A 22675-nucleotide genomic window follows, 5' to 3' on the forward strand; every position below is an offset into this window, starting at 1 on the left:
GAGTCCGCCGCGTCGGTGGTGCTCGTGCTCGTGCTCGTGCTCGTGTCAGGCAACCGCGGCTCCGTACTCGTCGGCACGACGCGCGATGGCGTCGGCCAGTCCATCGGGCCCCGCCATCAGGAGGGACCGCGACTCGTTCGCGACGACGCCGCCCGCGAAGCCGCCGAACCGGGAGCGGAGCTCGCGCGGCTCGGCGCCCTGGTGGCCGAATCCGGGCGCGAGCACCGGCAGGCCCGGGCGCGGTGGCTCGGCCTCGATGTCGATGCCCGCGGCGGGGAGGTCGGTCGTCGCCCCGAACACCACGCCGATGGAGCCGAGTGCGTGGCTCGAGGCATCCACTCGGCCCTGGTTCCAGCTGATCACGCCGTCGGTGATGGCCTGCGCCACCGACGACCCGGCCCGGCTCGACTGCTGGAGGACGGCGCGCTGGATGGCGGCGGCCTCTGGATTCGAGGTGGCGGCGAGGACGAACAGGCCCTTGCCCGCCGCCTCGGCCGAGACCATGACCTGCTCGATCGAGCCGAGGCCCTGGAATGCGCTGATCGTCATGGCATCCGCTTCGAGGCTCGATCCCGGGCGCAGCCACGCCTCCCCGTACGCCTCCACCGTGGAGCCGATGTCGCCGCGCTTCGCGTCGGCGATCACGAGGAGCCCGGCGTCACGGGCCTCGGCCAGGAGGCGCTCGAGCACCGCGTAGCCCGCGGCACCGTGTCGCTCGAAGAACGCCACCTGCGGCTTCACGATGCCGATGAGGCCGGATGCCGCCTCGATCGCGCGGAGCCCGAACTCGCGGACGCCCTCCGCGGAGTCGGGCTGGCCCCAGGCGTCGAGCACCGACCGGTGCGGGTCGAGCCCGAGGCACAGGTGCCCGTAGGCCGCGAAGACCGCCTCGAGCCGCTCGCCGAACGGGATCACGCCGGAGCCGATCATGCCAGCGCCGCCGCTCGCCGCCGGCCGTACTCCTGCAGGCTCGTCACCTCGAACCCGCCGCGGACGGCGTCGAGCGAGGCGACCGCGGCCGAGAGCTCGGCGATGGTCGTGAACAGCGCGATGTCGGCCGCGACCGCCGCCGCGCGGATCTCGTACCCGTCGGCGCGGGCCGAGCGGCCGCTCGGGGTGTTGATCACCACGTCGACCTCGCCGCGATGGATCAGCTCGACGATCGAGGCGTCGTCGGCCGACGCCTTCTCGCTGTACTTCAGCACCTCCCGGGCGCCGATGCCGTTGCGGCGCAGGACCTCTGCGGTGCCCTCCGTCGCCGTGATGTCGTAGCCGAGCTGCTGCAGGCGCAGCACCGGGAGGATGATCGCGCGCTTGTCGCGGTCGGACACCGACACGAACACCGTGCCGCTCAGCGGCATGCCGCCGTATGCCGCCAACTGGCTCTTCGCGAACGCCGTCGGGAAGTCCTTGTCGATGCCCATGACCTCGCCCGTGGAGCGCATCTCGGGCCCGAGCACGGAGTCGACCATGATGCCCTCGCGGGTGCGGAAGCGGTGGAACGGCAGCACGGCCTCCTTCACGGCGACCGGCGCGTCGAGGGGCACCCGCGAGCCGTCGGACTCGGGGAGCATGCCCTCGGCGATCAGCTCGGCGACCGTCGCGCCCACCATGATGCGCGACGCGGCCTTGGCGAGCGGGATGCCGAGCGCCTTCGACACGAACGGGACCGTGCGACTGGCCCTCGGGTTGGCCTCGAGCACGTAGAGCACGCCGGCGCCGATCGCGAACTGCACGTTGAGCAACCCGCGCACGCCGATCCCCTCAGCGATGGCGCGCGTCGCCTCACGCACCCGGTCGACCTCGGCGCGGCCGAGCGTCACGGGCGGCAGGGTGCAGCTCGAGTCGCCCGAGTGGATGCCGGCTTCCTCGATGTGCTCCATCACGCCGCCGATGTACAGGTCGGTGCCGTCGTAGAGCGCGTCGACGTCGATCTCGATCGCGTCGTCGAGGAACCGGTCCACGAGCAGCGGATGACTCGGACCGACGATGCCCTGGCCCTCGATGCGCGAGAAGTAGTCGGCGAGCGACGGCGAGTCGTAGACGATCTCCATGCCGCGGCCGCCGAGCACGTAGCTCGGGCGCACGAGCACGGGATAGCCGATGCCCTCGGCGACGTGCACGGCGCCGGCGACGTCGATCGCGGTGCCGTTGCGCGGGGCGAGCAGCCCCGCCGCGTCGAGGATGCCCGAGAACAGCCCGCGCTCCTCGGCGAGGTCGATCGCGTCGGGCGTGGTGCCCAGGATGGGCACGCCCGCCGCCTCGAGGCCCTTCGCGAGCCCGAGGGCGGTCTGCCCGCCGAGCTGCACGACGACGCCGACGAGCTCGCCGGTCTGCGACTCCGCGTGGATGACCTCGAGCACGTCCTCGAGCGTGAGCGGCTCGAAGTAGAGCCGGTCGCTCGTGTCGTAGTCGGTCGACACCGTCTCGGGGTTGCAGTTGATCATGATGGTCTCGAAGCCCGCGTCGGAGAGCGCGAACGACGCGTGGACGCACGAGTAGTCGAACTCGACGCCCTGGCCGATGCGGTTCGGCCCCGACCCGAGGATGACGACCTTGCGGCGGTCGCTCGGCTCCACCTCCGTCTCGAGGTCGTAGCTCGAGTAGTGGTACGGGGTCAGCGCCGGGAACTCGCCGGCGCACGTGTCGACCGTCTTGTACACCGGACGGATGCCGAGGATGTGCCGCACCTCGCGCGCATCGGCCTCGCCGAACCCGCGCAGCTGCCCGATCTGCGCGTCGGAGAAGCCGTGGTCCTTGGCGAGCAGCAGCGTGTCGTGATCGAGCGCCTCGGCCGTCGCGACGGTCTCGGCCACCTCGTTGATGAGGAGGATCTGGTCGAGGAACCACGGGTCGATCTTCGTGGCCTCGAAGAGGTCGTCGACCGTGGCGCCCTTGCGGAGCGCCTGCTGCACGAGCACGATGCGGCCGTCGGTTGGCACGCGAGAGGCCTCGACGAGCTCCTCGACGCTGCGCGGCTCGTCGCCCCAGTGGAACGACGACCCGCGCTTCTCGAGCGAGCGCAGCGCCTTCTGCAGGGCGGTCGCGTAGTTGCGGCCGATCGCCATGGCCTCGCCGACCGACTTCATGGTCGTGGTGAGCGTCGGGTCGGCGGCGGGGAACTTCTCGAACGCGAAGCGGGGCACCTTGACGACGACGTAGTCGAGCGTCGGCTCGAAGCTCGCGGGCGTGACCCGGGTGATGTCGTTCGGGATCTCGTCGAGGCGGTAGCCGATGGCGAGCTTCGCGGCGATCTTCGCGATCGGGAAGCCCGTGGCCTTCGAGGCGAGCGCCGACGAGCGGGAGACGCGCGGGTTCATCTCGATGACGATGATGCGGCCGTCGGCGGGATCGATCGCGAACTGGATGTTGCAGCCGCCGGTGTCGACGCCGACGGCTCGGATGATGTCGATGCCGATGTCGCGGAGCTTCTGGTACTCGCGGTCGGTGAGCGTGAGGGCCGGCGCGACGGTGATCGAGTCGCCGGTGTGCACGCCGACCGGGTCGACGTTCTCGATGGAGCAGACGACGACCGTGTTGTCGGCGGTGTCGCGCATGAGCTCGAGCTCGTACTCCTTCCAGCCGAGGATCGACTCCTCGAGGAGCACCTCGGTGGTCGGCGAGTCGTGGAGGCCCTGCGTGACGATGCGCACCAGGTCCTCCTCGGTGTACGCGAAGCCCGAGCCGAGGCCGCCCATCGTGAACGACGGGCGCACGACCAGGGGGTAGCCGAGGTCGAGCGCGAACTCCTTCGCCTGGTCGAGGGTCTTCGCCACGTGCGAGCGGGCGACGCCCGCGCCCGCCTCGATCACGAGGTCCTTGAAGAGCTGGCGGTCCTCGCCCTTGCGGATCGCGTCGACCTTCGCGCCGATGAGCTCGACGCCGTGCTTCTCGAGGATCCCCGCGTCGTGCAGGGCGATCGCGGCGTTCAGCGCCGTCTGGCCGCCCAGCGTCGGCAGCACCGCGTCGGGGCGCTCCTTGACGATGATCGACTCGATGATCTCGGGCGTGATGGGCTCGATGTAGGTGGCGTCCGCGAAGTCGGGGTCGGTCATGATCGTGGCCGGGTTCGGGTTCACGAGGATGACGCGCACGCCCTCGGCGCGGAGCACGCGGCACGCCTGGGTGCCGGAGTAGTCGAACTCCGCGGCCTGGCCGATCACGATCGGCCCGGAGCCGATGACGAGGACGCTGTTGATGTCGTCGCGCTTGGGCATCAGGCGTTGGTCTCCTTGCTCGCGATGACCATGTCGCGGAACCGGTCGAAGAGGTAGTTCGCGTCGTGCGGGCCGGCCGCCGACTCGGGGTGGTACTGCACCGAGAACGCCGGGATGTCGAGGCAGTTGAGGCCCTCGACGACGTTGTCGTTGAGGTCGTAGTGGCTCACCTCGACGCGGCCGAAGCCCTCGGCCGAGTCGCTCACCCGGTCGATCGGGGCGTCGACGGCGAAGCCGTGGTTGTGCGAGGTGATCTCGACGCGGCCGGTGGCCTTGTCGAGCACGGGCTGGTTGATGCCGCGGTGGCCGAAGGGCAGCTTGTAGGTGCCGAAGCCGAGGGCCCGGCCGAGCAGCTGGTTGCCGAAGCAGATGCCGAAGTAGGGCAGCCCTTCGCGCAGCGTCGTGCGCAGCAGGTCGACATGACGGTCGGATGCCCCGGGGTCGCCCGGTCCGTTCGAGAAGAACAGCGCGTCGGGGGCCATCGCGAGCACCTCCTCGGCGGTGATCGACTGCGGCACCACGTGCACGTCGAAGCCGCGCTCGGCGAGGTACTTGAGCGTCGAGGTCTTCACGCCGAGGTCGAGGACCGCGACCGAGCCGACGCGATCTCCCTCGGCGGGCAGGGAGTAGGCCTCGGTGGTGGAGACCGTGCCGGAGAGGTTCAGGCCCGTCATCTCCTCGCCGCCCAGCACGAGCTCGAGCTGCTCCCCGTGGGTGAGCAGCGCGGCGTCGCCGGAGAAGATCCCGGCGCGCATCGCGCCCGCAGAGCGGATGTGGCGGGTGACCGCGCGGGTGTCGATGCCGCTGATGCCGACGACGCCGGCCGCCTCGAGGTCGTCGTCGAGGCTGCGCTGCGCGCGGAAGTTCGACACGACGCGGGAGGGGTCGCGCACGACGAATCCGGCGACCCAGATCCTCGACGACTCCATGTCCTCGTCGTTCGCACCCGTGTTGCCGATGTGCGGCGCGGTCATCATGACGATCTGGCCCGCGTACGACGGGTCGGTCAGCGTCTCCTGGTAGCCGGTCATGCCGGTCGCGAAGACCGCCTCGCCGAGGGTGCGCCCACGGGAGCCGTACGCGCGGCCCTCGTAGCGGCGTCCGTCCTCGAGCACAAGCACGGCGGGGTCCGACGTGCGGGTTGGGGTCTCAGTCATCCGAGGCCTCGCTCTCCTTCTCCGGCCGCGATGCGGCACGCGCCGCGGCGATGTCGTTGACGGCGGCGATGATGCGCGCCGAGTCGCCCGGGTAACGGGCCCTGAGGTAGCTGTCGACGTGGGGAGCCCGAGCATCGGGATCGGCCACGTGCGCGATCCACGTGATGGCGACGAGTCCCTCGGGCTCCACCCCGCGATCGATGGCGTAGCTGGCCTCCCCCGCCGACACGATGCGCTCGGCGGGCAGGAAGCTCGCAGACTCGCCGGCGACCCGCAGCACGACGCCCTCGGCCGCGATCTCGATGCGCGCGGCGCCCCGGAACGCGAGCCCCTGCACGGCGAGCCGCTCGAGCGGCTCGCCCGTCGGGGTCGTGGCGACGTAGAGCACCTCGGTCTCGAGCAGGAACGAGCCGAGCGCACCGGGCAGCGGGTAGGACGTGAGGGACTCGTCGCGTCGGGTGCGACGCCGCCACGACCGCAGCATGAGCCACGCGGCGACGCCGACGATCGCCACGGAGATGAGCACGCCGATCCACTTATCCACGTGCCACCTCCGCTGCGGTGTCCGCGCGCCGCGCGACCTCGTCGGCCGGGCGCACCGCGCCGTCGGCGTACGTGGCGTAGCCCGCGTGGAAGGTGGCGACGACGCGGCCGGGCAGGCGGCGCCCGAGGTACGGCGAGTTCACGCTGCGTCCGGCGAGACGCTCGAGCGAGAAGTCGGATGCCGCGGCCGGGTCGTAGAGCGTGACCTCGGCCGGCGATCCGGCCACCAGTGCCTGGCCATGCCCGGTGAGTCGGCCGATGCGAGCGGGGGTCGCGGACATGACCCGCGCGACATCCGACCAGCTCAGCAGGCCGTTCTCGACGACGGCGGCGTGCACGACGGAGAGGGCGGACTCGAGCCCGACCATGCCGTTCGCCGCGGCATCCCACTCGCTCTCCTTGGCCTCGACCGGGTGCGGCGCGTGGTCGGTCGCGACGATGTCGATCGTGCCGTCGGCGAGGGCGGCACGGAGAGCCTCGACGTCCTCGGCACGGCGGAGCGGCGGGTTCACCTTGAACCGCGGGTCGTAGCTCGCGACGAGGTCCTCGGTGAGCAGCAGGTGGTGCGGGGTGACCTCGGCGGTCACGGCGATGCCGCGCGCCTTCGCCCAGCGGATCACCTCGACGGACCCGGCCGTGGAGACGTGGCAGACGTGCAGGCGACTGCCGACGTGCTCGGCGAGCAGCACGTCGCGCGCGATGATCGACTCCTCGGCGACGGCGGGCCAGCCGGCGAGCCCGAGTTCGCCCGAGAGCGCGCCCTCGTTCATCTGGGCGCCCTGTGTGAGCCTCGGCTCCTGGGCGTGCTGCGCGATCACCCCGTCGAAGGCCTTCACGTACTCGAGGGCGCGCCGCATGAGCAGCGGGTCGGCGACGCAGAACCCGTCGTCGCTGAAGACCCGCACGTTCGCACGAGATCGGGCCATCGCCCCGAGCTCGGCCAGCTGCTCGCCCTTGAGGCCCACCGTGACCGCGCCGAGGGGCTGCACCGTCGCGTAGCCGGCGGCGCGGCCGAGGCTCGCCTCCTGCTCGACGACGCCGGCCGTGTCGGCGACCGGGAACGTGTTGGCCATCGCGAAGACCGCGGTGAAACCGCCCGCCGCTGCGGCCTGGGTGCCGGTGAGCACCGTCTCGCTCTGCTCGTAGCCGGGCTCACGCAGGTGGGTGTGCAGGTCGACGAGGCCGGGGAGGGCGATGAGGCCGTCGGCGTCGACGATCGTCGCGCCCGCGGCATCCGCGATGCGACCGACCTCGGCGATGGCACCGCCGTCGAGGAGGAGATCGGCCCGCTCGCCGGACGGCAGCGTCGCACCGGTGATGAGGATGCGCTCGGTCATCGGGCTTCACCTCGTTCGCCGGACAGCAGCAGGTAGAGGGCGGCCATTCTCACTGATACTCCGTTCGCGACCTGCTCGCGCACCGTCGACTGCGGCGAGTCGGCGGCGCGGGCGGCGATCTCCAGCCCGCGGTTCATCGGGCCGGGGTGCATGACCATCGTAGTCGGGGGCAACCGGTCGAACCGGGCATCGTCGAGGCCCCAGGTCCGGGCGTATTCGCGGCTGTTCGGGAAGAACGCCGCGTGCATGCGCTCCGCCTGGATGCGCAGCATCATGACGACGTCGGGGTCGCTCTGCAGGGCCGCGTCCAGGTCGTAGCCCACCCGGGCGGGCCAGCCCGACGTGTCCACGGGAACCAGCGTCGGCGGTCCGACCAGCTCGACCTCTGCGCCGAGGGTGGTCAGGAGCCATACGTTCGACCGGGCCACGCGGGAGTGCAGGATGTCGCCGACGATCACGACGTGCACGCCGTCGAGCCCGCGCCCACGTGACGCGGCACCGTGCAGGCGCCGCCGGATCGTGAACGCGTCGAGGAGCGCCTGGGTCGGATGCTCGTGGGTGCCGTCGCCGGCGTTCACGACGCCCGCGTCGATCCAGCCGCTCGTCGCGAGGGTCTGGGGGGCGCCCGACGCGTGGTGGCGGATGACGACCCCGTCGGCGCCCATGGCCTGCAGCGTCTGGGCGGTGTCCTTCAGGCTCTCGCCCTTCGAGACGCTCGAGCCCTTGGCGCTGAAGTTGATCACGTCGGCCGAGAGCCGCTTCGCCGCGGCCTCGAACGAGATGCGGGTGCGCGTCGAGTCCTCGAAGAAGAGGTTCACGACCGTCTTGCCTCGCAGGGTGGGGAGCTTCTTCATCTCCCGCTCCTGCACGGCCGCCATGTCCTCCGCGACGTCGAGCAGCGCGATGGCCTCGTCGCAGGCGAGGTCCTTGGTCGACAGGAGGTGGCGCATCAGTCGTCGCCCCCGTCGATCGTGACCGCGTCGTCACCGTCGATCTCGGTGAGGCGCACGTTGATCCGCTCGCGCGCCGAACTCGGCAGGTTCTTGCCGACGAAGTCCGCGCGGATGGGGAACTCGCGGTGGCCGCGATCGACGAGCACCGCGAGGCGCACGGCGCGCGCGCGGCCGAGGTCGGCCAGCGCGTCGAAGGCGGCGCGGATGGTGCGGCCCGAGTACAGCACGTCGTCGACGAGCACGACCGTCGCGCCGTCGATGCCGCCGTCGGGCACCGACGTCGGCTGCGGCGCCCGAACCGGATTGCGGTCGAGGTCGTCGCGGTACATGGTCACGTCGAGAGACCCGGTCGGCACCTCGGATGCCGCGATGCGGCCGATGATCGTCGCGAGGCGCTCGGCGAGCACCGCGCCGCGCGTGGGAATGCCGAGGAGCACGAGCCGTTCGGCCCCGCGATTCGACTCGAGGATCTCGTGGGCGATGCGAGTGATCGCCCGATCGATGTCAGCCTGCTGCAGCACGGTGCGCACAGCCATGCGGACTCCCTTCTCCGCCTCACTGGACGGGCTTCAAGGTTGCCTTTCGAACCAGCCTACCAGCACGGCGGTGGCCGGTCCGATCGGCCCGGAGTAGCATCGGGCGCGCGGGTGCGGCAGCGGCGCGAAGGCCCGGGCCGGCCCAGGCGCGGCATCCGCTCGAAGGCGGGAGTGACCATGACCGGCAGCGGCACCGCGACGGATCCCTGGCAGCTGACGACGGCCCCTGGAACCTCGGCCTACACGATGTACCGCGACGAGGACGGCGACCCGCCCGCGCTGGTCTGCATCGTGGGCTCGACCACCCTGAAGTACCACCTGTCGGCCATCGACGACCTCGCGGCCTGGCTCCGGGAACAGGGCGACTGGGTCCCGCTCGGCGCCGCCGACGACCAGAAGCCGGCCGCCGACGGCACCGTCGAGGCGTGGGGCCGCGCGGAGTCGAATCCCGTCGGCGGCTGGTACGGCCTCCGCAAGGGCTACCGGGGCCGGTTCGGGATGTACCTGCCGCCGCTGCTCGAGCAGCTCGGGCTCGCCGAACTCACGCATGACGCCCGCAACAACGGCATCCGGGCGACCTGACGAGCGCCGACTACGCCTTCGAGTGCGAGATCGCCGCGAGCAGGCCGTTCACGAAGCCGGCGGAGTCGTCGGTGGAGAGCACCGTCGCCGCCTCGACCGCCTCGGAGATCGCGACGGCGTCGGGCACCTCGTCGTTGTAGAGGATCTCCCACGCGCCGATGCGCAGCAGGGCGCGATCGACGGCCGGCATGCGCTCGAGCGTCCAGCCCCGCGAGTGCGTCGTGATGAGCTCGTCGATCTCGTCGCGGTGATCGACGATGCCGTCGACGATCTCGCGCGCGTAGAGCCAGGACGCCTGCCGTTCGGGCTCGCCCACGGCACGCTCGGCCTCCGCCACGAGCACCTGCTCGACCGGCACCTGGCGCATGTCGGCCGAGTACAGCATGTCGAGGGCGCGCTTGCGCGCCTTCGTTCGAGCGCTCACTCGTTCACGCGGCCGAGGTAGTCGCCCGTGCGGGTGTCGACCTTGACCTTCGTGCCGGTCTCGAGGAACAGCGGCACCTGGATCTCGTAGCCGGTCTCGACCGTCGCGGGCTTGGTGCCGCCGGTCGAGCGGTCGCCCTGCAGGCCCGGCTCGGTGTAGGTGATCTCGAGCACGACCGACGCGGGCAGGTCGACGTAGAGCGGGTTGCCGTTGTTCAGGGCGATCGTGACGGCCTGGTTCTCGAGCATGAAGTTCGCGGCGTCGCCCACGACGGTCGCGGGCACGGTGACCTGGTCGTAGTCGGTCGCGTCCATGAACACGAAGCCGTCACCGTCGTTGTAGAGGTAGGTGAAGTCACGGCGGTCGACGTTCTCGATGTCGATCTTCGCGCCGGCGTTGTACGTGCGGTCGACCACCTTGCCGGTCACGACGTTCTTCAGCTTCGTGCGCACGAACGCCCCGCCCTTGCCGGGCTTGACGTGCTGGAACTCGATGACGCTCCAGAGCTGGCCGTCGATGTTCAGGACGACGCCGTTCTTGATGTCAGCGGTGCTTGCCATGGAGGTGATTCCGATCGATCGAGGGAAGTCAGAGGGCGCGCGGCATTTCGCGTGCGACTGATCGAGTGTAGTCGACTCAGTCGCGCGACCGCAGAACCCAGTCGATCGCCAGCCGGTAGGAGTCCGCACCGAACCCGGCGATCACGCCTGTGGCCACGCCCGAGATGACGCTCGTGTGCCGGAACGTCTCGCGCGAGTGCGGGTTCGAGAGGTGCACCTCCACGAGCGGCACTCCGGCCTGGGCCAGCTGGGCGGCCGCATCGCGGAGCGCGTAGCTGTAGTGCGTGAACGCCGCCGGGTTGAGCACGACCGGCAGTCGTCGATCCACCGCCTCGTGGATCCAGCCGATGAGCTCGGCCTCGTCGTCGGTCTGGCGCAGGTCGATCTCGACGTCGTCGGGCACGGATGCCGCGAGGCGGGCGCCGATGTCGGCGAGGGTCTCGCTCCCGTACACCTCAGGCTCGCGGGTGCCGAGGCGCCCCAGGTTCGGTCCGTTGAGGACGAGGATGGTGGTCACGCGGCAAGCCTAGCGATGCGGCATCCGTCGCCTGGCCGGGCCGCCTCGACCGATCGGTGCGGCGAACGGGTGAACCCCCGGTTGACGGCGCATTGACACTCCTTCGGACGGCGCGCCTCCGGTTCACGAAGTGGTCGGGGCGCGTACCGATCACGGCCACGAAGCCGTGCCCTGCGCCCGATTGGCTCAAGCCCATGCCAACCGAATCGACTCGCGGTCGAATGCGCCTCGTCGCCATCGTCGCGGCCGCCGTCACGGCCGCCGCCATCCTCCTCCCCTCCCCCGCCATGGCCGCCGGGAACGACGCCCCGAAGGGCCCGTCCGTGAAGAAGGTCGAGCCCACCCTCGTCGCCAGGGCGACCCTGTCGGCCGACCACCTGGAGCCCGGCCCAGCCAGCGGCGCCGCCCTCACCACGACCGTGAACGGACGAACGGGCCCGTTCGGCGGCCAGGTGATCCCCGGGTTCTCCGCGGTCATCGAGAACGGCGACGGGACGTTCTGGGCGCAGCCCGACAACGGCTTCGGCGCCAAGACGAACTCCGCCGACTTCCTGCTCCGCAACTACCTGGTGCGGCCGGCGTGGCAGACCTCGGCCGGCGGCGCCGGCGACCTGGCCGTCGAGCGGTTCATCTCCTACAACGATGCCGACCACGTGCTCGACTTCCCCATCGTGAACGAGGCCACGCCGGATCGTCTCCTCACGGGCGCCGACTTCGACATCGAGTCGGTCGTTCGCGCCAAGGACGGCAGTTTCTGGGTCGGCGAGGAGTTCGGTCCGTTCCTCCTCCACTTCGACGCCGACGGCACCCTGCTCGAGAAGCCCATCGCCCTCGCGAGCGGCGCCAAGTCCCCGCAGAACCCGTACCTGCAGCCGGGCGAGACGCCCCGCGTTCGAGCGAGCCGCGGCTTCGAGGCGCTCGCGGGCTCGGCGAACGGCCGCTACCTCTACCCCGTCGTCGAGGGCTCCTACGCGGACGACCCCGACCTCCGCCGCCGCGAGGTGCTGGAGTTCGACACGAAGGCCGGTGCCTACACGGGCCGGACGTGGAACTACGAGACCGACCAGGACGCGAACGTCGTCGGCGACGCGTTCACCGCGCGCAACGGCGTGCTCCTGCTCGTCGAGCGTGACGATTTCGAGGGCGACCAGGCCGTCACGAAGCGGATCTACCGGGTGGACCTCGGGCGCACCGACGCCGAGGGCAAGCTCGAGAAGACGCTCGTGCTCGATGCGCTCCGCATCGCGAACCCGGCCCTCATCGGCGCGGGCGACGGCTATGGCACCGGAGACCCGTTCTCGCTGCCCGTGCAATCGCTCGAGACCGTCGTCCAGTTGAAGGACGGCAACCTGCTCATCGCGAACGACAACAACTACCCGGGCAACGACGCCCGGATCACCGGAACCCCCGACGACACCGAGTTCGACGTCATCGACCTCGACCGCACGCGCGTGCAGCCGTCGGACGTCACCGTCGTGGGGCACCGGGGCGCCAGCGGCTCCCGCCCGGAGCACTCGCTCGCCTCCTACGAGACGGCCATCACCGAATGCGCGGACTTCATCGAGCCCGACGTCGTCTCCACCAAGGACGGCGTCCTGGTCGCCCGGCACGAGAACGAGATCAGCGGCACCACGGATGTCGCGTCGCGGCCCGCGTTCGCCGACCGCAAGACGACGAAGGTCGTCGACGGCGTCTCGGTCACCGGGTGGTTCACCGAGGACTTCACGCTCGCGGAGCTGAAGACGCTGCGCGCGGTCGAGCGCCTGCCGCAGGTGCGCCCCGCCAACACCGCATTCAACGGCCTCTACGCGATTCCGACGCTCGACGAGGTGCTCGACCTCGCCCGGCACTCCCTCAGCTGCGACGGCCTGCCCGTCGGCGTCTACCCCGAGACGAAGCACCCGAGCTACTTCGACTCGATCGGCCTCTCGCTGGAGGAGCCCCTCGTCGCGGAGCTCGCCCGGAACGGCCTCGACTCCGCGGATGCGCCCGTGATCGTGCAGAGCTTCGAGGTGGCCAACCTGAAGGAGCTCGACGCCGCCACCGACGTGCCGCTCGCCCAGCTCCTCAACTCCAGCGGCCGTCCGTGGGACTTCACGGTTGCCGGTGACGCCCGCACGTATGCTGACCTCGCGACCCCGGCCGGGCTCGCAGAGATCGCAAGCTACGCCGACGGGGTGGGCGTCGAGAAGAGCCTGGTGATCCCCCGCACGGCCACCGGCACCCTCGGAACGCCGACCACGCTCGTCGCCGACGCGCACGCAGCGGGGCTCGACGTGCACGCCTGGACGTTCCGCCGCGAGAACACGTTCCTGTCGGCCGAGTTCCGTTCAAGCACCGATCCCGCCGGCATCGGCGACCTCGAGGGCGAGCTGCGCGTGTTCCTCGCGACCGGGCTCGACGGCTACTTCAGCGACAACCCCGACATCGGGGCGGCGACCGCCGGCTGATCAGGACCGATCGACCGTTCGGGAACGGGCGGATGCCCCGCGGCATCCGCCCGTTCCTCGCACGCTCAGGAGGCGATCTCCTGGTAGGCCGCGAACAGCAGCGACTGGTCGGGGGCCAGCATCACCGTCGGTTTGGCGAGGTCGTCGAGCACGACGAACCGGAGCTGGCCGGCGCGGGCCTTCTTGTCGCGCTGCATCGTCGCGAGGAGCGTGTTCCAGCGGCCGGCGGGATAGCTCGTGGGCAGCCCGAGCAGGTCGAGCACGCGCTTGTGCCGGTCTGCGACGTCGTCGGAGAGCCGGCCCGACAGGCGGCCGAGTTCGGCGGCGAACGCCAGGCCGACCGAGACCGCGGCACCGTGCCGCCACTGGTAGCGCTCGGCGTGCTCGACGGCGTGGCCGAGCGTGTGGCCGTAGTTGAGGATCTCGCGGAGCCCCTGCTCGGTGAAGTCCTCGGAGACGACCTCGGCCTTCATGTGGATCGCGAGCTCGACGACGCGTCGGAACTCGGGCGAGGCCGGATCGGTCGCCCGGTCTGGATCGGCCTCGATGAGGTCGAGGATCTCGGGATAGCGGATGAACCCCGCCTTCACGATCTCGGCGAAGCCGGCGAGGATCTCGTTGCGCGGCAGGGTGTCGAGCAGCTCGAGGTCGCACAGCACCGCGGCGGGAGCGTGGAAGACGCCGACGAGGTTCTTGCCCTCGTTCGTGTTGATGCCGGTCTTGCCGCCCACGGCCGCGTCGACCATGCCGAGCACGGTCGTCGGCAGCTGCACGATGCGGACGCCTCGGAGCCAGGTGCCCGCGACGAAGCCGGCGAGGTCGGTGATCGCGCCGCCACCGAGCCCGACCACGGCGTCGCTGCGCGTGAAGTCGGCCTGTCCGAGGATCTGCCAGCAGAACGCCGCGACCTCGACCCGCTTGCCGGCCTCCGCGTCGGGCACCTCGGCGAGCAGCACCTCGAAGCGATCGGAGAGCTCCTCGCGCAGCGCGGCGGCCCGAGCGCCGAGGGTCGGCGCATGCACGATGAGCACCTTGCGCACCGCGGACCCGAGCGCCTCGCCGAGTTCGGCTGCCACTCCGCGGCCGACCACGACCTGATACCCCGACTCCCCGCCGACCGGGATCACCGTGCGCGTCTCGCCTGCCGTCATCGTGCTCCTCCGAACCGCTCGGTGATGTCCTCGACGATGCGCGCGACCGAGCGGCGCGACGTGTCGATGTCGAGGTCGGCGAGCGCGGCGTAGACCGGTGCCCGTTCCTCCATGATGGCGGTCCACCTGGCCAGCCCGCCCTCCGCGATGAGCGGGCGTGAGCCGCCGGCGAGCCGGGGGGCGACGGCCTCGGCCGTGACCTTCAGCCACACCACCGGCAGCCCGTAGAGGTCGTCGCGGGTGTCGGGATGCAGCACCGCTCCCCCGCCGAGCGAGATCACGGCCTCCTCCCGCAGCGCGTCGGCCACGACCTCGCGCTCGACGATGCGGAAGTACTCCTCGCCCTCGCGCTCGAAGATCTGGTCGATCGGTCCGTAGCGCTCCGTGATGCGGGTGTCGGTGTCGACGAACGGGGCGTCGGCGGATGCCGCGAGCCGCTGTCCGACGCGCGACTTGCCCGCTCCCATGGGGCCGACGAGCACGATGGGGAGCGCGAGCCGGGGGCCGTCAGACACGGTCGCGTGCGGCATCCGCGTCGGCGATCTCGGTGAGGAGCGCGTCGGGGATGGCGGCGAGGTACGAATCGAGGTTGCGACGGGTCTCGACGACGGAGTCGCCGCCGAACTTCTCGAGCACGGCGTTGGCGAGCGTGAGCGCGACCATCGCCTCGGCGACGACGCCCGCCGCCGGCACGGCGCAGACATCCGATCGCTGATGGTGGGCGGGAGCCGCCTCGCCCGTGGCGACGTCGATGGTCGGCAGGGCGTGCGGGATCGTCGCGATGGGCTTCATGCCGGCGCGGACGCGCAGCACGGTTCCGGTCGACATGCCGCCCTCGGTGCCGCCGGCACGGTCGCTCGCCCGCACGATGCGCCCGTCGGCGAGGTGGAGCTCGTCGTGCGCGGCCGAGCCGCGACGGGTGGTGGTGGTGAAGCCGTCACCCACCTCGACGCCCTTGATGGCCTGGATGCCCATGAGCGCCGCGGCGAGCTGCGCGTCGAGCCGGCGGTCCCAGTGCACGTACGACCCGAGGCCGGGCGGCACGCCGTAGGCGAGCACCTCGACCACGCCGCCAAGGGTGTCGCCGTCCTTGTGGGCCGCATCGACCTCGGCCACCATCCGCGCCGAGGTCTCCTCGTCGAAGCAGCGCAACGGGTCGGCGTCGAGACGGTCGACGTCGCCGGGCAGCGGGAGTGGGCGGTCCTCGGGCACGCGCACCGGCCCGATGGCGATGGTGTGCGCGACGAGGCGGATGCCGAGCTCGGCCAGGAACCCCCGGGCGACCGCGCCGAGCGCGACGCGCGCGGCGGTCTCGCGGGCACTCGCACGTTCGAGCACCGGACGGGCCTCGTCGAAGCCGTACTTCTGCATGCCGACGAGGTCGGCGTGGCCGGGGCGCGGACGCGTGAGGGGCGCGCCGCGGCCGCGGCCGAGCTTCGCCGGGTCGATGGGCTCGGGGCTCATCACCTCCTGCCACTTCGGCCACTCGGTGTTGCCGATGCGCAGGGCGATCGGGCTGCCGAGGCTCACCCCATGGCGGACGCCGCCCGAGATGTCGAGCTCGTCCTGCTCGAACTTCATGCGCGCACCCCGGCCGTAGCCGAGCTTGCGGCGCGCGAGGTCGGCGCGGATGGCGTCGAGCGAGACGGGGATACCGGCGGGAAGACCCTCGAGGATCGCGACGAGCTCAGGCCCGTGCGACTCTCCGGCGGTGAGCCAACGGAGCATGCTCCTATCCTTCCACAGGCGGATCAGAGCGAACGGCGCATGACGTCGAGGACGGCGGCCTCGTCGGGCAGCTCGCGGAGCGGATCCCCCGACGTGAAGATGCGCACCTGCAGGAGCGCCTGGTGCAGCAGCATCTCGAGCCCGTGCACCACGGTCCCGCCCGCCTCGAGCCACTGCGAGGCGAGGGTCGTCGGCCACGGTGCGTACGCGACGTCGAGCAGCGGCGTGCGTTCCCTGAGCAGGACGGATGCCGCAACGCCGGGATCGGCGCCGCCGGGCAGGGTGCTCACCACCAGGTCGGCGTCGTCGATCGCGGGCAGGTCGCCGATCGGCCGGAACTCGACCCGGAGGCCGAGGGCGGCCCCGAGGGCGGCGATCGCCCCGCCGGCCTCGGGTCGGCGCAGGAGCACCTCCACCGACTGCGCGCCGAGCTCGGCCATGGCGGCGAGGGCCGACGCCGCGGTCGCTCCCCCGCCGAGCAGCAGGCCGTGCTCCGCGCGGTCGCAGCCGGCGTCGCGCAGGGCGCGGACGATGCCGCCGACATCCGTGTTGAACCCCCGTCGGAGCCCATCGGCGAGCAGCACGGTGTTCGCCGCGTTCGTCAGCCGTGCGATCTCGTCGAGCTCGTCGAGCAGGGGCAGCACGTCCTGCTTGAGCGGCATCGTGAGCGACAGCCCGCGCCACGCGGCATCCCGCGTGTCGAGGAACCCGGCCAGCCCGGCGCCGTCCATCTCGATGGCGGTGTACTCCCAGTCCAGGCCGAGCCTGGCGTACGCCGCTCGGTGCAGGGCCGGGCTCCTCGAGTGCGAGATGGGCGATCCCAGCACGGCCAGCCGAGCCGCGCGCGGCGCGCCACCCGGGCCGGGGTCACTCACAGTAGGCCGCGTTCTCCTCGCTGGCGGCGCACCACTCCTGGAGCTGCGCGACGGCCGCCTCGTGCTCCTCGACGGTCGTCGAGAACACGGTCTCGCCCGTGGCGAGGTTCACGGGGACGAAGAACAGCCAGGTGCCGTCGGCCGGGTGGATCGCCGCGTTGATGGCGACGTCGCCGGGATTGCCGATCGGCCCGATCGGCAATCCGGGGTTCGCGTAGGTGTTGTAGCGGTTGGAGGCGTCGGCGCGCTCCGCGTCGGTCGTCCACACCGTGTGCGTGTTGCCCGTGCCGTAGGCGACCGTGGCATCGGATTCGAGGTTCATGCCCTGGTCGAGGCGGTTCTGGAACACGCGGGCGACCTTCGGGAAGTCCTCGGTGTTCGACCCTGCCTCGCGCTGCACGATCGAGGCGAGCACGATCGTCCTCCAGCGCTGGTCGGCGGGCACGCCGGCGGCGTCGAGCGCCTCGAACTGGCGGTCGACGAGCGTCTGCAGCACGCCATGGGCGTTGATGCCGGGATCGAGCGTGTACGTCGCCGGGAAGAGGAAGCCCTCGAGGTTCGTGGCTTCCACGGGCAGCCCGTAGTTCGCGGGCGGCTCCGCGGCCGCGGCCTGGAGCTCCTCGATCGGGATGCCGGTTCCCTCCGCGATCGCGACGAGCACGTCGGGCAGCGCCGTGCCCTCGGGGATGACGAAGGTGTTCTCCAGCTTGTTGGCGGGGTCGGTCAGCGCATCCAGCGCCGCCTGCGCGCTCATCTTCTCGGCCAACTGGTAGGCGCCCGGGTGGAACTCGGGCTCGGGCGACTGCTCGAGGAGCAGGTCGTAGAAGGCGTCGTAGGACGCGGTCACGCCCTCGTCGACGAGGTTCTCGGCGATGTCGGAGCCGGTCTCGCCGTCGTGGATCATGAAGACGACCTCGCCGGTTCCGGCGCCCGTGTAGTCGGCAGCGGGGGTGAACCGCTCGATCAGGGCGTTGATGGGCCCCTGCAGGAAGAAGACGGCGCCCGCGACGAGCGCGGCCACGACGACGAGTCCCAGGAGGCATCCCCATGGGCCGCGACGCCTCGTGTGCTCGGGGTCGTGCACCTCGTAGTCGGATGCCGCGGCGCGGCGCTCGGCGCGCGACGGCTTGGCCGGGGCGAGCACCTCGGCCTCCGTCGCGGCGGCGCGGCGCTGCTCGGCCTCGCGCGCTTCCCGACGGGTCATGGGACGGTCGGGCGCGGCCGCGACGTGCTCGGGCGAGGACGGCTCCCCTGCGGAGCCCTGCTGGGAGCGCGTCGGGTCGACGTCGCCGGCGAGCAGCGCATGCCAGTCGACCGCGGCGCGATCCGTCGAGGATCCGTGCGGCTCCGAGGGGAACTGGGTCACAGGTGGGACGACCCTTCGTCTGTCGTGAGCAGGCGTCCGGGCTCGGAACCCAAGGCCCGCTCGGCGTCGATGGCGTGTTGCAGAATGATAACGGCTGCGACTTGGTCGACGATGGGACGCTGGCTGCGGCTCGACTTGCCAGTGGCTCGCAGGGCCTGCTGTGCGCTCACCGTCGAGAGCCGCTCATCCACCAGTCGTACGGGGACGCCGCCCGCGGCGAGACGCCCGGCGAAGCCGATCGCATCCTCGGTCGACGCCGTGGCCGCGCCCGAGAGCGAGAGCGGATTGCCGACGACGAGCTCGATGGCGCCGAACTCGTCGGCCAGCTCGAGGATCCGGCGCACGTCGGCATCGCCGTCGGCGGCACGCTGGACGGTCTCGACCGGTACCGCCAGCAGGCCGCCCGCGTCGCACCGCGCGACGCCGATGCGTGCCCGCCCGACGTCGATGCCGAGCCTCGCTCCCTGGCGCATGGTCTATCGGGCGAGCTCGCGTCGCACGGCGTCGAGCGCGGCGGGGATCGCCGACACGTCGCTGCCGCCGCCCTGCGCGAGGTCGGGCTTTCCACCGCCACCGCCGCCGAGCACCGCCGCCATCGCCTTCGCGAGCGCGCCTGCGTTCGCGCCCGCCTCGCGGGCGCCGGGAGAGGTGGCGACGATCGCGACCGGCTTGCCGCCGACCTCGGCCGTGAGCGCGACCACGGATGCCGCGTCGCCGAGCTTCCCGCGCACGGCGGTCGCGAGCGACCGCACCTCGTCGCCCGAGCCGAGCTGCCCCACGTGCTCGGCCACGACGAGCACGTCTCCCGAGCGCACGGCGTTGGCGGCGAGGGCCGGAACGCGGTCGCCGAGCGCCTTCGCCTCGAACTGCGCGATGCGCTTCTCGGCCGCCTTGAGGCTCGAGACGAGCTCGCCGACGCGGTCGACGAGCTGTTCGGGCCGCGTCTTCAGGTTGGCGGTGAGCTCGGAGACGAGCGCGCGCTCGGCCGCGAACCGGCGGAACGCGTCCATGCCGACGAGCGACTCGACGCGTCGGTTCGAGGCGCCGACCGACGACTCGCCGACGATGTTGATCATGCCGACCTCGGAGCTCGTGGACACGTGGGTGCCCGCGCAGAGCTCCCTCGACCACGGACCGCCGATGTCGACGACGCGCACGACGTCGCCGTACTTCTCGCCGAACAGTGCCATCGCGCCGAGGCTCTTCGCCTCGTCGAGCGGCATCTCACGGGTGACGACCTGCAGGTTGTCACGGATCGCGTTGTTGGAGATCTCCTCGATCTCACTGCGCGTCTCGGCCGACAGCGCCGAGTTCCAGCCGTAGTCGAGGCGCAGGTAGCCCGCCTTGTTGTAGGAGCCGGACTGGTGGGCGTTCGGGCCGAGGACCTGACGGAGCGCGGCGTGCACGAGGTGCGTGCCCGAGTGCGCCTGCGTCGCGCCGCGGCGGTAGTCCTCGTCGACGAGCGTGGTCGCGGGTGCGCCCACGCCGACCTCGCCGGAGGTGACCTTCACCGTGTGGCTGATGAGGCCCTTGACCGGCTTCTGCACGTCGAGGACCTCGAGCTCGTAGCCGTCGCCGACGATGCGGCCCTGGTCGGGTGCCTGGCCGCCGGACTCCGCGTAGAGGGACGTCTCGCCCAGGATGACCTCGGCGGTCTGCCCTGCGGTCGCAACCGGCACGGGCCGGCCGTCGACCAGGAGGCCGAGCACGGTGGACTCCGTGGTCAGCTCGGTGTACCCGGTGAAGATCGTCTCGCCCTTGGCGCGGAACTCGCCGTACACCGAGAGGTCGGCGAGCACCTTCTTCTTGGACTTCGCGTCGGCCTTCGCCCGGGTGCGCTGCGCCGTCATGAGCTCGTCGAAGGCGACCCGGTCGACCGCGAGGCCCGCCTCGTCGGCCATCTCGAGCGTGAGCTCGATCGGGAACCCGTAGGTGTCGTGCAGCAGGAACGCGGTGTCGCCGGCGAGCTCCGCCCGCCCCGACTGCTTCGTGGACGCGACCGCGACGTCGAGGATCGAGGTGCCCGCCGCGAGCGTGCGCAGGAAGGTCTCCTCCTCGCCGAGCGCGAGCTGCTCGATGTGCGCGTAGTCGCGTGCGACCTCGGGATACGCCGCCTTCATCGCGTCGCGCGACGCGGCGAACAGCTCGCGGAACGTCGGCCCCTCGACGCCGAGCAGTCGCATCGCACGGATGCTGCGGCGCAGCAGCCGGCGCAGGATGTAGCCGCGGCCCTCGTTCGACGGGCTCACCCCGTCGCTCATGAGCATGAGCGACGAGCGGATGTGGTCGGCGATGACCCGCATGCGGACGTCGTCCTCGTGGTCGGCGCCGTACGTGCGACCCGACAGCTCCGCGGCACGGTCGAGCACCGGGCGGACCTGGTCGATCTCGTACATGTTCTCGACGCCCTGCTTGATGAAGGCGACGCGCTCGAGGCCCATGCCGGTGTCGATGTTCTTCTTCGGCAGCTCACGGACGATGCGGAAGTCCGTCTTCGACTTCACGTCGTCGATGAGGTACTGCATGAAGACCAGGTTCCAGATCTCGACGTAGCGGTCGTCGTCGGTCGCCGGACCGCCGTCGATGCCGTACGCGGGGCCGCGGTCGAAGAAGATCTCGGAGCACGGTCCGGCGGGGCCGGGCTGGCCGGTGTGCCAGTAGTTCGTGTCCTTGTCGAGGCGCTGGATCCGCTCCTCGGGAAGCCCCGCGACCTTCTTCCAGAGCTCGATGGCCTCGTCGTCGTCCTTGTAGACGGTGACCCAGAGGTCGTCGGGGGCGAAGCCGTAGCCGCCCTCGGACTCGGGCGTGGTGAGCAGCTCCCACGCCATGCTGATGGCGCCCTCCTTGAAGTAGTCGCCGAAGGAGAAGTTGCCGTTCATCTGGAAGAACGTGCCGTGGCGGGGCGTCTTGCCGACTTCCTCGATGTCGTTCGTGCGGATGCACTTCTGCACGCTCGTTGCGCGCGGATAGGGCGAGGGCACGAGGCCGGTGAGGTAGGGCACGAACGGCACCATCCCGGCGACCGTGAAGAGCAGCGTGGGATCGTCGGACACGAGCGACGCCGAGGGCACGACCGTGTGGCCGCGCGCGGCGAAGAAGTCCAGCCAGCGCTGGCGGATGTCTGCAGTCTGCATGGTTCCGTTCTGGTTCAGCGGCCGTGCGGCCGCGCTGGGTCGAGGAGCCGGATCAGCGCGCGGCGGGCGCGTCGCCCGCGGCGCGCAGCTCGGCATCGCGCTCGTGGTAGCCCTCGGCGATCGCCTTGCCGAAGGCCCTGGCCTTGGCGTCGACCGACGAGAAGAACTCACGGCCCTGTGCGGTCTGGTTGACCTGGTGGGCGGCCACGAAGCCCGCAGCGACGCCGACGGCGAACCACACGATGCTCTTCACGAAGTGCTCCCTCTGACCGATCTCGCCGCGCGAGTCCCGCCCGGCACGCATCCTGACATTCTAGTGCGGTCGGATGCCCCGGGAGACGGAACGGGGGCCGCGGGAAACCCCCGCGACCCCCGGTCCGAATGCAAGCTGCTCAGCGAGCGGCGTAGTACTCGACGACGAGCTGGACGTCACAGGTCACGGGCACCTCGGCGCGCTTGGGGCGACGCAGGAGCTGGGCCTGGAGCGTGTCGAGCTCGACCTCGAGGTAGCCGGGGAGCTTGGGGAGCACGTCGACGTGACCGCCGGCCGCGGCGACCTGGAAGGGCTCGGTGCCCTCGGAGCGCTGCTTGACGCCGATGGTCTGGCCCGGCTTCACGCGGAACGAGGGGCGGTCGACGATCTGGCCGTCGACGAGGATGTGACGGTGCACGACGAACTGGCGGGCCTGCGCGATGGTGCGGGCGAAGCCGGCGCGGAGCACGAGGGCGTCGAGGCGCATCTCGAGCAGCTCGACCAGGTTCTCACCGGTCAGGCCGTCGGTGCGGCGAGCCTCGTTGAACGCGATGCGGAGCTGCTTCTCGCGGATGCCGTACTGGGCGCGGAGACGCTGCTTCTCGCGGAGGCGCACGGCGTAGTCGGAGTCCTGCTTGCGCTTGGTGCGTCCGTGCTCACCGGGAGCGTAGGGGCGCTTCTCCATGTACTTGGCGGCCTTCGGGGTGAGGGCGACGCCGAGCGCGCGGGAGAGGCGGGTCTTGCTGCGTGACTGGTTCGACACGAATGTCCTTTCGGAAGAATCTCAAGTGAACTCGCGGCGCGTTCGTGCGCCGGAAGTCTGTGTCAGAGGGATTCGCCAAGGGTGGATCGGCTACAGATCGCACCCGCTCGCCGGTGATTCCCTCGCAGC

General features: G+C 71.2%; 20 protein-coding genes and 1 pseudogene. 2 read left to right on the forward strand and 19 right to left on the reverse strand.

Annotated elements, in window-relative coordinates; translation table 11 throughout:
* Positions 1-45 precede the first annotated feature (45 nt).
* The 7 genes and pseudogenes from pyrF to pyrR all read right to left on the reverse strand — a co-directional run.
* The gene (gene pyrF / locus AC1DZA_RS05870; protein WP_476772045.1) at positions 46-930 is read right to left on the reverse strand and encodes an orotidine-5'-phosphate decarboxylase; all 885 of its coding nucleotides are present in this window, start codon (positions 928-930) and stop codon (positions 46-48) included.
* Positions 927-4217, reverse strand: coding sequence for a carbamoyl-phosphate synthase large subunit (gene carB / locus AC1DZA_RS05875; protein WP_309978822.1), 3291 nt, complete (start codon positions 4215-4217; stop codon positions 927-929). The genes pyrF and carB overlap by 4 nt, the downstream gene beginning before the upstream one ends.
* On the reverse strand, positions 4217-5374 hold the full coding sequence (gene carA / locus AC1DZA_RS05880; RefSeq protein WP_476772046.1) for a glutamine-hydrolyzing carbamoyl-phosphate synthase small subunit: 1158 nt from the start codon (positions 5372-5374) through the stop codon (positions 4217-4219). Before carA ends, carB begins: the two co-directional genes overlap by 1 nt.
* Positions 5367-5918, reverse strand: a complete 552-nt coding sequence (locus tag AC1DZA_RS05885) for a PH-like domain-containing protein (protein ID WP_476772047.1) — start codon at positions 5916-5918, stop codon at positions 5367-5369. The genes carA and AC1DZA_RS05885 overlap by 8 nt, the downstream gene beginning before the upstream one ends.
* Positions 5911-7254 (reverse strand): dihydroorotase, encoded by a 1344-nt coding sequence (locus AC1DZA_RS05890; protein ID WP_476772048.1) that lies wholly within the window; start codon positions 7252-7254, stop codon positions 5911-5913. The genes AC1DZA_RS05885 and AC1DZA_RS05890 overlap by 8 nt, the downstream gene beginning before the upstream one ends.
* A complete protein-coding gene (locus AC1DZA_RS05895) occupies positions 7251-8204 on the reverse strand; it encodes an aspartate carbamoyltransferase catalytic subunit (protein ID WP_476772049.1) in 954 nt (317 codons plus the stop codon). Before AC1DZA_RS05895 ends, AC1DZA_RS05890 begins: the two co-directional genes overlap by 4 nt.
* Positions 8204-8746 (reverse strand): annotated as a pseudogene (gene pyrR / locus AC1DZA_RS05900) (bifunctional pyr operon transcriptional regulator/uracil phosphoribosyltransferase PyrR); the annotation flags it as partial. The pseudogene pyrR and the gene AC1DZA_RS05895, both read right to left, overlap by 1 nt.
* 174 nt (positions 8747-8920) lie before the next feature.
* On the opposite strand from pyrR, the gene AC1DZA_RS05905 reads away from it, so the two are divergent.
* A complete protein-coding gene (locus tag AC1DZA_RS05905) occupies positions 8921-9325 on the forward strand; it encodes a DUF6855 family protein (protein ID WP_476772050.1) in 405 nt (134 codons plus the stop codon).
* Positions 9326-9335: 10 nt separating this feature from the next.
* On the opposite strand, the gene nusB is transcribed toward AC1DZA_RS05905, so the two are convergent.
* The 3 genes from nusB to AC1DZA_RS05920 all read right to left on the reverse strand — a co-directional run bounded on the left by nusB (position 9336) and on the right by AC1DZA_RS05920 (position 10826).
* Entirely contained in the window at positions 9336-9749 is a 414-nt protein-coding gene (gene nusB / locus AC1DZA_RS05910) for a transcription antitermination factor NusB (RefSeq protein WP_309978834.1), read from the reverse strand.
* A complete protein-coding gene (efp, locus tag AC1DZA_RS05915; RefSeq protein ID WP_309978836.1) occupies positions 9746-10309 on the reverse strand; it encodes an elongation factor P in 564 nt (187 codons plus the stop codon). Before efp ends, nusB begins: the two co-directional genes overlap by 4 nt.
* 76 nt (positions 10310-10385) lie before the next feature.
* Entirely contained in the window at positions 10386-10826 is a 441-nt protein-coding gene (locus tag AC1DZA_RS05920) for a type II 3-dehydroquinate dehydratase (protein ID WP_476761791.1), read from the reverse strand.
* 194 nt (positions 10827-11020) lie between these two features.
* Here AC1DZA_RS05920 and AC1DZA_RS05925 point away from each other — a divergent pair, with 194 nt between their 5' ends.
* Positions 11021-13276, forward strand: coding sequence for an esterase-like activity of phytase family protein (locus AC1DZA_RS05925; protein WP_476772051.1), 2256 nt, complete (start codon positions 11021-11023; stop codon positions 13274-13276).
* 65 nt (positions 13277-13341) lie between these two features.
* On the opposite strand, the gene aroB is transcribed toward AC1DZA_RS05925, so the two are convergent.
* The 9 genes from aroB to rpsD form a co-directional block, all read right to left on the reverse strand.
* A complete protein-coding gene (gene aroB, locus AC1DZA_RS05930; RefSeq protein WP_476772052.1) occupies positions 13342-14427 on the reverse strand; it encodes a 3-dehydroquinate synthase in 1086 nt (361 codons plus the stop codon).
* Positions 14424-14942 carry a shikimate kinase gene (locus AC1DZA_RS05935; RefSeq protein ID WP_476772053.1) on the reverse strand — a complete coding sequence of 173 codons (519 nt, stop codon included), beginning with the start codon at positions 14940-14942 and terminating at the stop codon, positions 14424-14426. Before AC1DZA_RS05935 ends, aroB begins: the two co-directional genes overlap by 4 nt.
* The gene (gene aroC, locus AC1DZA_RS05940; protein ID WP_476772054.1) at positions 14935-16155 is read right to left on the reverse strand and encodes a chorismate synthase; all 1221 of its coding nucleotides are present in this window, start codon (positions 16153-16155) and stop codon (positions 14935-14937) included. Before aroC ends, AC1DZA_RS05935 begins: the two co-directional genes overlap by 8 nt.
* 23 nt (positions 16156-16178) lie before the next feature.
* Positions 16179-17030 (reverse strand): shikimate dehydrogenase, encoded by an 852-nt coding sequence (locus AC1DZA_RS05945; RefSeq protein WP_476772055.1) that lies wholly within the window; start codon positions 17028-17030, stop codon positions 16179-16181.
* Positions 17023-18396: an endolytic transglycosylase MltG gene (mltG, locus tag AC1DZA_RS05950; protein WP_476772056.1), complete on the reverse strand. Its 1374-nt coding sequence runs from the start codon at positions 18394-18396 to the stop codon at positions 17023-17025. The genes AC1DZA_RS05945 and mltG overlap by 8 nt, the downstream gene beginning before the upstream one ends.
* Positions 18393-18869: a Holliday junction resolvase RuvX gene (gene ruvX, locus AC1DZA_RS05955; protein WP_476772057.1), complete on the reverse strand. Its 477-nt coding sequence runs from the start codon at positions 18867-18869 to the stop codon at positions 18393-18395. The genes mltG and ruvX overlap by 4 nt, the downstream gene beginning before the upstream one ends.
* Positions 18870-18872: 3 nt before the next feature.
* Positions 18873-21530, reverse strand: a complete 2658-nt coding sequence (alaS, locus tag AC1DZA_RS05960) for an alanine--tRNA ligase (protein WP_476772058.1) — start codon at positions 21528-21530, stop codon at positions 18873-18875.
* A 52-nt stretch (positions 21531-21582) separates the two neighbouring features.
* Positions 21583-21834 (reverse strand): hypothetical protein, encoded by a 252-nt coding sequence (locus AC1DZA_RS05965; protein ID WP_309978853.1) that lies wholly within the window; start codon positions 21832-21834, stop codon positions 21583-21585.
* A gap of 88 nt (positions 21835-21922) precedes the next feature.
* Positions 21923-22546 (reverse strand): 30S ribosomal protein S4, encoded by a 624-nt coding sequence (gene rpsD / locus AC1DZA_RS05970; protein ID WP_159605795.1) that lies wholly within the window; start codon positions 22544-22546, stop codon positions 21923-21925.
* Between the last annotated feature and the right edge of the window lie 129 nt (positions 22547-22675).

It is taken from the genome of Agromyces sp. P2_B3 (assembly GCF_056404815.1).